This is a genomic window from Mesorhizobium kowhaii, assembly GCF_003253745.1.
GTDB lineage: Bacteria > Pseudomonadota > Alphaproteobacteria > Rhizobiales > Rhizobiaceae > Mesorhizobium > Mesorhizobium kowhaii.
In genome coordinates, this window is sequence record NZ_MZXV01000082.1 from 16,540 (window position 1) to 26,279 (window position 9,740).

Genomic DNA, 9,740 nt, shown 5'->3' on the forward strand with positions numbered 1-9,740 from the left:
AAAGAAGTGCATGGCCGATCTGTTCAGCGTCGATGAACCGGAAAAGGCGTCGCCCGGGCGGCCGCTGGCCGACAGGCTGCGGCCGAAGAACCTCGGCGAGGTCGTCGGCCAGGAACATCTGACCGGCCCTGACGGCGCGCTGACCAGGTTGATCGGTTCGGGCTCGCTCGGCTCGATGATCTTCTGGGGACCGCCCGGCACCGGCAAGACCACTGTAGCGCGGTTGCTTGCCGGTGAAACCAGCCTCGCTTTCGAGCAGATATCGGCGGTGTTTTCCGGCGTCGCCGACCTGAAAAAAGTGTTCGAAGCCGCCAAGCTGCGCCGCACCAACGGTCGCCAGACCTTGTTGTTTGTCGACGAGATCCATCGCTTCAACCGCGCCCAGCAGGATTCTTTTCTCCCGGTCATGGAGGATGGCACCGTCGTGCTGGTTGGCGCCACAACCGAAAACCCGTCCTTCGAGTTGAACGCGGCTCTGTTGTCGCGCGCGCGCGTGCTGGTCTTCCACTCATTGGGCGAGGAAAGCATCGCCCAGCTGATGGTGCGAGCCGAGGAAACCGAGGGCAGGGCGCTGCCGCTCGACGATGACGCAAGGGCGATGCTCATCCGCATGAGCGATGGCGATGGCCGCGCCTCACTGACGCTTGTTGAAGAGGTCTGGCGGGCGGCAAAGTCGGGCGAAATCTTCAACCCCGAGGGTCTGCAGCGCATCGTCCAACGCCGCGCGCCGATCTACGACAAGGGCCAGGACGGCCACTACAATCTGATCTCGGCGTTGCACAAATCGGTGCGCGGTTCGGACCCCGACGCCGCGCTCTATTATCTCGCGCGCATGTTCGATGCCGGCGAGGATCCGCTCTATCTCGGCCGTCGGCTGGTGCGCATGGCCATGGAAGACATCGGCCTTGCCGACCCGCAGGCGCTTGTCGTCGCCAACGCCGCCAAGGACGCTTATGACTATCTCGGCTCGCCCGAGGGTGAACTCGCCTTTGCCGAGGCCACCGTCTATCTCGCCACCGCGCCCAAATCCAACGCCGTCTACACCGCCTTCAAGGCAGCCACGCGTGCAGCGAAGGAACATGGCTCGCTGCTGCCGCCGAAGCACATCCTCAACGCGCCGACCAAGCTGATGAAAGAGGAGGATTACGGCGCCGGCTATCGCTACGACCATGACGAGCCGGACGCCTTTTCAGGCCAGGACTATTTTCCGGAGAAGATGGGTCGGCAGACCTTTTATGATCCGCCTGAACGCGGCTTCGAGCGCGACATCAGAAAGCGGCTCGATTATTGGGCGAAGCTGCGCAAAGAGCGGGAATAGCGGGCTTGCGTGGCCCGGTCGTCGTCACGCATGGTGCAATTGTGCAATCTGGAAGCCATGGATCAGATCCGCAAATGGCGCACGGATTTTCAGCCTGAGCGGGTCGTGCCTTACGCCACAATCGAGGAAAAGATCACCGGCGCGACGATCGCCGCCAATGGCGCTGCCTTTCGCAGCCGCGGAAACTGGGTGCGGTCTGAAGTTCAAATGCCGGCTCGCGCAGGATGGCGAGAGCGTCATCGGCTTCGAGTTCCTGGTCGGTGATCCCGTGGCCAGGGAGAAATGGGACGAGCTTGGTTTGCCTGCGGTGCATTGAAGGATGCTGCCCTAAATCATATCCGCACTGCCAAACCGCTCAAGGTGCTGGAGCGTCGGCCGCGCTGGGCGTTGTGCGGCGGCCCAAAAAACCTTATCAAGGCGCACGGCCGGGCAGTGGTCGATGCCATGATTTTGGCGCCACTCTTTCGCAACAGGATCGCGCTTCGCGCGTGGAAAAATGACAAAAACGCTTCGCAAAACCCTTCGCAAATTCGCCATTGCCATCCCGCTTCTTGCCCTTGGCTTTTACTTCATCCCGATCCTGACATCGGTCTTTGTCGTCCTCGGCCTCATCGATGTCCTGCGCAACGACCGCAAGGACCTGTCGCTGTTCAGCGGCTATTTCCTCGGCAACGGCCTGTTCACCTGGCTGCTTTCGCCCTTCAATCTGCTGGTCGATCTCTTGTGCTACCGGAATCCGGGCGTCTGGAAATTGGAGCAGTTTCCCGCTGACTATCAGCGCGAGGTCAATGAGGTCCTGGACATCTTCAAGGCGCGCAAGGACGAGATCATCGCCGACATCGACGCCAATTTCGGCGCCGGCCGACGCGGCATGTATGTCTATCAATGGTACGGCAAGCACAAGATCGACAACGTCGCCGAGTTCAACAAGGATTTCAAATACATCAAGACGATCGCCGTCTCCGTCTTCAGCAAGCGCGAATCGACCTCATGGCATTTCGGCCCACTGCGGCTCAGCCTGCGCATTCTCTACAATCTGATCCCGGTGAAGTCGGAGATTTTCGTCGAATGCGGCAACGTCAAGAACTACTGGTATGACAATCCGCTGTTCATTTTCGATGACACGCTGCTGCATCGCTCGGTCAACGAGTATGACGGCCGCCGCTACTGCGTTTTCATGGACATCATTCGCCCATCGCCGGTTCCAGGCCTCATCGCTGGCATGCTCGCCGTCGTCTCGGTGAGCGTCGAGCGCATCAACTCGATGTTCTACAAGAACTGGAAGATGATCGGCTCGACCAAGCCGAAGAATGCCGGGACGACCTGAGCTTAAGATCATCAATGCTGCCGGCCTTGCCGGCGGCATTGGGGCGCTTTGCCCGCCGCTCATGGCAACGCCCGTGCATCGCCAAGCCGCCGACGCGTTCGATTGTCTGCGCGATCCCAACCGCATCGTCGTCAGCTTCAGGGGATTGACCAGGCCGCCCTTGTGGAGGCAGTAAACGGTCATGTTCAATCTGCTTCTCGTTATGGTCGGCGGCGGCATCGGCGCCGGCATTCGTCATCTCATCAACTTCGGCGCGCTGCGCCTTGTCGGCCCCAACTATCCCTGGGGCACGATGGCTATCAACATCATCGGCTCCTTCGCCATGGGCCTGTTCATCGCCACCCTGGCGCGCCGCGGCGGATCGAACGAACTCAGACTGTTCGTCGCCACCGGCATTCTTGGCGGCTTCACCACCTTTTCCGCGTTTTCGCTCGATTTCGCGACCTTATGGGAGCGGGGAGCCACACTGCCGGCGTTTGGATATGCCCTTGCCAGCGTCATTGGCGCCATTATCGCCCTGTTTCTGGGACTTTGGCTCGCAAGAACCGTTTCATAATGTTATTGCCGCGCCGAGAGCGGGCCGAACCCTGCTCGGGAAACGGATAAGCGAAAAAAAATGGCAGGCGTTGAACAGATCACAGTGGAGGCCGGCGAGGCGGGCATGCGGCTCGACCGCTGGTTCAAGACCCACTTCCCGGGCCTTGGCTTCGGCCATCTGCAAAAGCTGCTGCGTTCCGGCCAGATCCGCGTCGATGGTGGCCGCGTCAAGGCCGACACCCGTGTCGAGCCCGGCCAGATGGTGCGCGTTCCACCGCTCGAGGTGGACAAGAAGGGCGAGAGCGCGCTGACCGGTCACTCGATCCGCAACCAGGGCGACGCCGACGTCCTGTCGAAAATGCTGATCCATGAAGATCCCAAGGTCTTCGTCTTCAACAAGCCGGCAGGCCTTGCGGTGCAGGGCGGATCGGGCGTCACCCGCAATGTCGACGACATGCTGGAAGCCTGGCGCAACCAGAAGGGCGAAAAGCCGCGGCTGGTCCACCGGCTCGACCGTGACACTTCGGGCGTGCTGGTCGTCGCCCGCACCCGGCTTGCCGCCATGAAGCTGTCGGAAGCGTTTCGCGCCCGCGAGACCAAGAAGACCTATTGGGCGCTGGTCAAAGGCGTGCCGCCGAAGCGCGAAGACAAGATCTCGACCTGGCTGATCAAGGAGCCGACGCCCGATGGCGATCGTGTGCGCGTCGCCGCGCATGGCGAAAAGGGCGCCGACCACGCGGTGTCCTACTACCGTATCATCGAGCAGGCGGCGCAGACGATGACCTGGCTGGAAATGGAGCCCTACACCGGCCGCACGCACCAGCTTCGTGTCCACGCCGCCTATATCGGCTGCCCGATCCTCGGCGACCCGAAATATTTCGAGGCCGACACCAACTGGGATTTTCCCGGTGGCATTCAAAACCGCCTGCATCTGCATGCGCGCCGCATCATCATTCCGCATCCGGACAAGGGCGTCATCGACGTCACCGCGCCGATGCCGCCGCATATGCGCCAGAGCTGGAACCTGATCGGCTTCGACGACGCCAGCGCGGAGGACTGATCGTGAGCGGCGCGACCGATACGCTCGACCGGCGCGACACGGTCGACATGGCCGCCGCCGCGATCATGGTCGGCCTGACCTTTTCCTGGGGGCTGAACTACGTCGCCGCTAAGATCTCCTACGCCGGTTACGATCCTGTCTTTCTGTCGATCGCGCGCTCGATCATCGGCGGTCTGTGTGTCTTCGCCTGGTGCCGCTGGCGCGGCATCGCGCTTTTCACGCGCGATGGAACATTGCTCGCCGGCATCGCGGTTGGCGCGCTTTTCGGCGTCGAGTTCCTTTTTCTTTATGTAGGCCTGGAGCACACGACCGTCGCCCGCAACACACTGCTGGTCAACACAATGCCGTTCTGGATGTTGATTGGCGGCCAATTCCTGCTTGGCGAGGAGATCACCCTGCGCAAGTTCCTCGGCCTGCTGCTGGCCTTTGCCGGCCTTGCCGCGGTCTTTTCCGACAAGCTTGGCGGTGGCGGAGACATGCTGTTCGGCGATCTTCTGAGCCTTGGCTCCGGATTTTTCTGGGCTCTGACCAACATCCTCATCAAGCGGTCGAAGCTGGTCGAGGCGAGCGCCGAGAAGCTGCTGCTCTATCAACTCGCAGGTGCGGCAATCGTTGGCATACTGGTGCTGCCGCTCGCCGGTCCGCCCGTCCGCGACCCTGCCGTGCTGCCGACATTGGCTCTGCTTTTCCAAGCGGTTTACATCGTCGCCTTCACCTATGTGCTTTGGTTCTGGCTGCTGCGGCGCTATCCGGCCTCAGGCCTGTCCAGCTTTACCTTCCTGTCGCCGGTTTTCGGCGTGCTGTGCGGCGCCATGTTCTTGAATGAGCCGCTGACCATGCGCATTTTCCTGGCACTTGGCCTGATCGCCGCCGGCTTGATCATTGTCAACCGGCCGGTGCGCAAGCTGACACCGGTGTAAGAGAGACTTTCCATGCGTGATATCCTCAACGACCTCGAAGCGGGAAAGCAGCTTTCCGATCCGGATCCGGTGCGCCGCGCCCAGATCCAGATGAAGACGCATCTGCCGAAGCGCTTCTACAAGACCGTTTCGGTGGCGCCGGTGGAGGACGGCTTTGCGGTGCATCTCGACGGCAAGCCGGTGCGCACGCCTGGCAAGGCGCTGCTGGCGCTGCCGACCGAGAGAGCGGCGGCACTCGTCGCCGACGAATTCGCCGCGCAGGGCGAAGCCATCAACCCGGTGACGATGCCGGTGATGCGCCTCGTGAACACCGCTATCGACGGCGTCGCCAGCGATCCGCAGGCGGTGCTGGAAGACATCCTGCGCTTCGCCTCGTCCGATCTGCTCTGCTACCGCACCGACGCGCCGCAAGGCTTGGTGGAGCGGCAGAACGAACATTGGGATCCGGTCCTTGATTGGGCGCGCGGCAGCCTCGGGGCTCGCTTCAATCTCGCTGAAGGCATCATCCATGTCGAGCAGCCGCGCGAAACCATCGCCGTGCTGGGAAGTCATCTTGCCCAGCGTGCCGAACCGCTGCGGCTCGCGGCCATCCACGTCATGACCTCGCTGACCGGTTCGGCGCTGCTGGCGCTGGCCGTCGATTTCGGCGAACTCGACGCCGAGGCGGCCTGGGCCGCCGGCCATGTCGACGAGGACTGGCAGATCGAGCATTGGGGACAGGACGCCGAAGCGGTGGCGCGCCGCTCGGCCCGCAAGCGCGACATGATGGCTGCCGTCGGCCTGTTGGAAGCGCTCAAGGGCTGACGGCTCCACCGCTGGCTCCACTTCATCCCGCACCGCACCTAATACCAAAGTCATAATCCCAAAGACGCCCTGACGTTGGCGCGCGCTTTCTGTCATTTTTTCCGCGATCGCTGTGCTTGAGTCCGTGTTCGGAGGAGGACGCGGACAGTGACTCGCAGCATCGAGGCAATGGGTCTCACGGGAGGACAATTCTATGGCAATGGCATCGACTGCCGGCGGAGCTAGCCGCGGCATGACTCGGGAGGAGAAGAAGGTCATCTTCGCTTCCTCGCTCGGCACCGTTTTCGAATGGTACGATTTCTATCTCTACGGCTCGCTGGCAGTGTTCATTGGTTCGACCTTTTTCAGTCCAACCATTCCGGAAGCGACGCGCAATATCTTCGCGCTGCTGGCTTTCGCCGCCGGCTTCCTGGTGCGCCCGTTCGGTGCACTGCTGTTCGGCCGCATCGGCGACCTTGTCGGCCGTAAATATACTTTCCTTGTCACCATGACGATCATGGGCCTGTCGACCTTCCTGGTCGGCCTGCTGCCTGGATATGCGACTTTGGGCATCGCGGCTCCCGTGATCCTGATTGTCCTGCGCATGTTGCAGGGCCTGGCGCTGGGCGGCGAATATGGCGGCGCCGCCACCTATGTCGCCGAGCACGCGCCGGACAACCGGCGCGGTTACTACACATCGTGGATCCAGACGACGGCCACGCTCGGCCTGTTCCTGTCCCTGATCGTGATCCTGATCGTGCAAGGTTCGATGAGCAAGGAAACCTACGCTGCCTGGGGCTGGCGCATTCCGTTCATCGTCTCCTTCCTGCTGCTCGGTATCTCGATCTGGATCAGGCTTTCGCTCTCCGAATCGCCGACCTTCCAGCGCATGAAGGACGAGGGCAAGGGCTCAAAGGCGCCTTTGACGGAAGCTTTTGGCCAGTGGAAGAATGCCAGGATCGCGCTGCTGGCGCTGCTCGGCCTGACCGCCGGCCAGGCCGTGGTCTGGTACAACGGCCAGTTCTACGCGCTGTTCTTCCTGCAGAACGTGCTCAAGGTCGAGGCGCAGTCGGTCAACATCATGATCGCCATCGCTCTGGCGATCGGCTCGATCTTCTTCGTCGTCTTCGGCTGGCTCTCCGACAAGATCGGCCGCAAGCCGATCATCATGGCGGGCCTTGCTTTGGCGATCGTCTGCACCTTCCCGTTGTTCAAGGCGCTGACCTGGGCCGCCAATCCGGCGCTCGCCAAGGCCCAGCAGAACACGCGTGCGACGGTGACGGCGGCACCCGGCGACTGCAGGTTCCAGTTCAATCCGGTCGGTACGGCGAAGTTCACGACGTCTTGCGACATCGCGACCTCGTTCCTGACCAAGAACTCGGTTCCCTATGACGTGGTGTCGACGGCCGCGGCCGGAACGGCTGCGTCGGTCAAGATCGGCAATGAGACGGTGGACTCCTACGACGCCATCGCCGCCGGCGATCAGGCGAAGGCCAAGGACGCCGCCTTCGTCAAGGCCGTCAACATGTCGTTGCGGGACGGCGGTTATCCGCTGAAGCGTGCGGCGATCAAGGTGCCGGACCAGAAACTCGACGGTTTCGTCGCCGCCAATCCGGAGCTGAAGCTCGATGCCGCCGCCATCCGCGCCGGCGAGAAGGCGACGGTCCCCACCGACCAGGCGATCAAGGACAAGCTGCTGACCGCCGACGAGGCCGCGGGCGCCCCTGAAGTCACCGTCTACAACATACCGGGTGGAGGCGCCTTCGCCATGTTCGCCGACCCGGCGGGGATCAACTGGCCGATGACGATCGGCATCCTGTTCGTCCTGGTCCTGTTCGTGACCATGGTCTATGGCCCGATTGCCGCGATCCTGGTCGAGATGTTCCCGACCCGCATCCGCTACACCGGCATGTCGTTGCCCTATCACATCGGCAATGGCTGGTTCGGCGGCCTGCTGCCGGCGACCGTGTTCGCACTCAGTGCCTACAGGGGCGATATCTACTTTGGTCTGTGGTATCCGGTGGTCATCGCCGCGATGTCGCTGGTCATCGGCATGATCTTCGTCAGGGATACGCTTGGAACCGACCTGAACACCAAGCAGTAACGGACTGCACGGTAGCCAACAAAAAACCCGGCGCGAGCGATCGCGCCGGGTTTTTCAATGCATGGCGATATGCGACCAGGATAGGCGGTTAGCTTTGCCGGTCCTGCTTCGCGTCCTCGATGGCTGCCTCGTGATACCAGCCGTCGCCGAAATCCGTCCGTACACCGCGCAGCGAGGCAAGCTCTGCTGCAAACTTAGCCTTGCCGCTCAAATTTGAGGCAGAGATGCGCGCTGCCGCCGGGAACATCAGAATTTTGGCCGACGGACGTGTGGAAATGATTTCCATTGTCGGGCTCCTTCTTCTGCCGAACCTTGTCGATTCAACTTAGCTTCAAGATAAGGTCTGCAATCAAGTTAGGCAATATGCCTACGAAAAGATCAGTATTCGCCTATTATTTGTGCGAATTGCGATTGTGATTGATCCGAACGCATTGCTTAGGCGGCTTGCCAACGTCAATCGAATGCGGCGTCAAATTTGCCGCACCTTCCAGGTCAAGAGTGGCACACGAATTGCATTTTATTGATCCGGCAGGCCGGCTGCTGGTGGCAGACGCATGTCGACGCCGTCCAGTGTTCGGTGATCAAGCAACGAGAGGCTAGAATGACGAAATACAAGCTCGAGTACATTTGGCTCGATGGATACACCCCGGTTCCCAATCTTCGCGGCAAGACGCAGATCAAGGAATTCGCCGAATTCCCGACGCTCGAGCAGCTTCCGCTGTGGGGCTTTGATGGCTCGTCGACGATGCAGGCCGAGGGCCACAGCTCTGACTGCGTGCTGAAGCCGGTCGCGGTCTATCCGGATCCGGCCCGCAGCAACGGCGTGCTCGTCATGTGCGAAGTCATGATGCCCGATGGTGTCACGCCGCATGCCTCCAACAAGCGCGCCACCATCCTCGATGACGAGGGTGCCTGGTTCGGCTTCGAGCAGGAATATTTCTTCTACAAGGACGGCCGCCCGCTCGGCTTCCCGGAGAGCGGCTATCCCGCACCGCAGGGCCCGTACTACACCGGCGTCGGCTACTCCAATGTCGGCTCCGTCGCGCGCCAGATCGTCGAAGAGCATCTCGACCTCTGCCTTGCGGCCGGCATCAACCACGAAGGCATCAACGCCGAAGTGGCCAAGGGCCAGTGGGAATTCCAGATTTTCGGCAAGGGCTCCAAGAAGGCCGCCGACCAGATGTGGATGGCCCGCTACCTGATGCAGCGCCTGACCGAGAAGTACGGCATCGACATCGAATACCACTGCAAGCCGCTCGGCGACACCGACTGGAACGGCTCGGGCATGCACGCCAACTTCTCGACCGCCTATATGCGCGAAGTCGGCGGCAAGGCCTACTTTGAAGCGCTGATGGCGGCCTTTGACAAGAACCTGATGGATCACATCGCCGTCTATGGCCCGGACAACGACAAGCGTCTGACCGGCAAGCACGAGACCGCGCCGTGGAACAGGTTCAGCTATGGTATCGCCGACCGCGGTGCTTCGATCCGCGTGCCTCATTCCTTCATCAAGAACGATTACAAGGGTTATCTGGAAGACCGCCGTCCGAATTCGCAGGGCGACCCCTACCAGATCGCCTCGCAGATCCTGAAGACGATCGCCTCGGTGCCGGCGAGCGCACAGGTTTCGGCGGCCGCGTAAGCGTTCGTCACGGCGAAACCATGCCGTGACCGTCTCAGGTCCATACTAT

General features: G+C 61.5%; 10 protein-coding genes and 1 pseudogene. 10 read left to right on the plus strand and 1 reads right to left on the minus strand.

All coding sequences use genetic code 11. The annotated features are described in order from the left end of the window. Window positions 1–10: 10 nt before the first annotated feature. The 9 genes and pseudogenes from B5V02_RS37640 to B5V02_RS37680 all read left to right on the plus strand — a co-directional run bounded on the left by B5V02_RS37640 (window position 11) and on the right by B5V02_RS37680 (window position 8,049). Window positions 11–1,318: a replication-associated recombination protein A gene (locus tag B5V02_RS37640; RefSeq protein ID WP_111548986.1), complete on the plus strand. Its 1,308-nt coding sequence runs from the start codon at window positions 11–13 to the stop codon at window positions 1,316–1,318. A 57-nt stretch (window positions 1,319–1,375) separates the two neighbouring features. Beyond that, a pseudogene (locus tag B5V02_RS42110) lies at window positions 1,376–1,453 on the plus strand (DUF930 domain-containing protein); the annotation flags it as partial. Between the two features lie 22 nt (window positions 1,454–1,475). Continuing rightward, window positions 1,476–1,634: a DUF930 domain-containing protein gene (locus B5V02_RS42115; RefSeq protein WP_245446389.1), complete on the plus strand. Its 159-nt coding sequence runs from the start codon at window positions 1,476–1,478 to the stop codon at window positions 1,632–1,634. Window positions 1,635–1,814: 180 nt separating this feature from the next. Beyond that, window positions 1,815–2,645, plus strand: a complete 831-nt coding sequence (locus B5V02_RS37650) for an aspartyl/asparaginyl beta-hydroxylase domain-containing protein (protein WP_111548987.1) — start codon at window positions 1,815–1,817, stop codon at window positions 2,643–2,645. 181 nt (window positions 2,646–2,826) lie between these two features. Continuing rightward, window positions 2,827–3,201 (plus strand): fluoride efflux transporter CrcB, encoded by a 375-nt coding sequence (gene crcB / locus B5V02_RS37660; protein WP_111548989.1) that lies wholly within the window; start codon window positions 2,827–2,829, stop codon window positions 3,199–3,201. Window positions 3,202–3,261: 60 nt separating this feature from the next. Beyond that, window positions 3,262–4,242, plus strand: coding sequence for an RluA family pseudouridine synthase (locus B5V02_RS37665; protein ID WP_024505072.1), 981 nt, complete (start codon window positions 3,262–3,264; stop codon window positions 4,240–4,242). A 47-nt stretch (window positions 4,243–4,289) separates the two neighbouring features. After that, on the plus strand, window positions 4,290–5,162 hold the full coding sequence (locus tag B5V02_RS37670) for a DMT family transporter (protein WP_167458824.1): 873 nt from the start codon (window positions 4,290–4,292) through the stop codon (window positions 5,160–5,162). A gap of 12 nt (window positions 5,163–5,174) precedes the next feature. Further along, window positions 5,175–5,966 (plus strand): ATP12 family chaperone protein, encoded by a 792-nt coding sequence (locus B5V02_RS37675; protein WP_111548991.1) that lies wholly within the window; start codon window positions 5,175–5,177, stop codon window positions 5,964–5,966. A 193-nt stretch (window positions 5,967–6,159) separates the two neighbouring features. Further along, window positions 6,160–8,049: an MFS transporter gene (locus B5V02_RS37680; protein ID WP_111548992.1), complete on the plus strand. Its 1,890-nt coding sequence runs from the start codon at window positions 6,160–6,162 to the stop codon at window positions 8,047–8,049. Window positions 8,050–8,137: 88 nt separating this feature from the next. Here the strand turns inward: B5V02_RS37680 and B5V02_RS37685 are convergent, their stop codons facing one another. Then, a complete protein-coding gene (locus tag B5V02_RS37685) occupies window positions 8,138–8,335 on the minus strand; it encodes a DUF2735 domain-containing protein (RefSeq protein WP_111548993.1) in 198 nt (65 codons plus the stop codon). 315 nt (window positions 8,336–8,650) lie between these two features. Here B5V02_RS37685 and B5V02_RS37690 point away from each other — a divergent pair, with 315 nt between their 5' ends. Then, the gene (locus B5V02_RS37690) at window positions 8,651–9,691 is read left to right on the plus strand and encodes a glutamine synthetase beta-grasp domain-containing protein (RefSeq protein ID WP_111549040.1); all 1,041 of its coding nucleotides are present in this window, start codon (window positions 8,651–8,653) and stop codon (window positions 9,689–9,691) included. The last annotated feature ends 49 nt before the right edge of the window (window positions 9,692–9,740 follow it).

What these genes read in the sequence shown, in the direction of transcription:
- B5V02_RS37640 (WP_111548986.1), top strand. Translation starts at nt 11, where the DNA reads ATGGCCGATCTGTTCAGCGTCGATGAACCGGAAAAGGCGTCGCCCGGG.
- B5V02_RS42115 (WP_245446389.1), top strand. Translation starts at nt 1,476, where the DNA reads ATGGCGCTGCCTTTCGCAGCCGCGGAAACTGGGTGCGGTCTGAAGTTC.
- B5V02_RS37650 (WP_111548987.1), top strand. Translation starts at nt 1,815, where the DNA reads ATGACAAAAACGCTTCGCAAAACCCTTCGCAAATTCGCCATTGCCATC.
- crcB (WP_111548989.1), top strand. Translation starts at nt 2,827, where the DNA reads ATGTTCAATCTGCTTCTCGTTATGGTCGGCGGCGGCATCGGCGCCGGC.
- B5V02_RS37665 (WP_024505072.1), top strand. Translation starts at nt 3,262, where the DNA reads ATGGCAGGCGTTGAACAGATCACAGTGGAGGCCGGCGAGGCGGGCATG.
- B5V02_RS37670 (WP_167458824.1), top strand. Translation starts at nt 4,290, where the DNA reads ATGGCCGCCGCCGCGATCATGGTCGGCCTGACCTTTTCCTGGGGGCTG.
- B5V02_RS37675 (WP_111548991.1), top strand. Translation starts at nt 5,175, where the DNA reads ATGCGTGATATCCTCAACGACCTCGAAGCGGGAAAGCAGCTTTCCGAT.
- B5V02_RS37680 (WP_111548992.1), top strand. Translation starts at nt 6,160, where the DNA reads ATGGCAATGGCATCGACTGCCGGCGGAGCTAGCCGCGGCATGACTCGG.
- B5V02_RS37685 (WP_111548993.1), bottom strand. Translation starts at nt 8,335, where the DNA reads ATGGAAATCATTTCCACACGTCCGTCGGCCAAAATTCTGATGTTCCCG.
- B5V02_RS37690 (WP_111549040.1), top strand. Translation starts at nt 8,651, where the DNA reads ATGACGAAATACAAGCTCGAGTACATTTGGCTCGATGGATACACCCCG.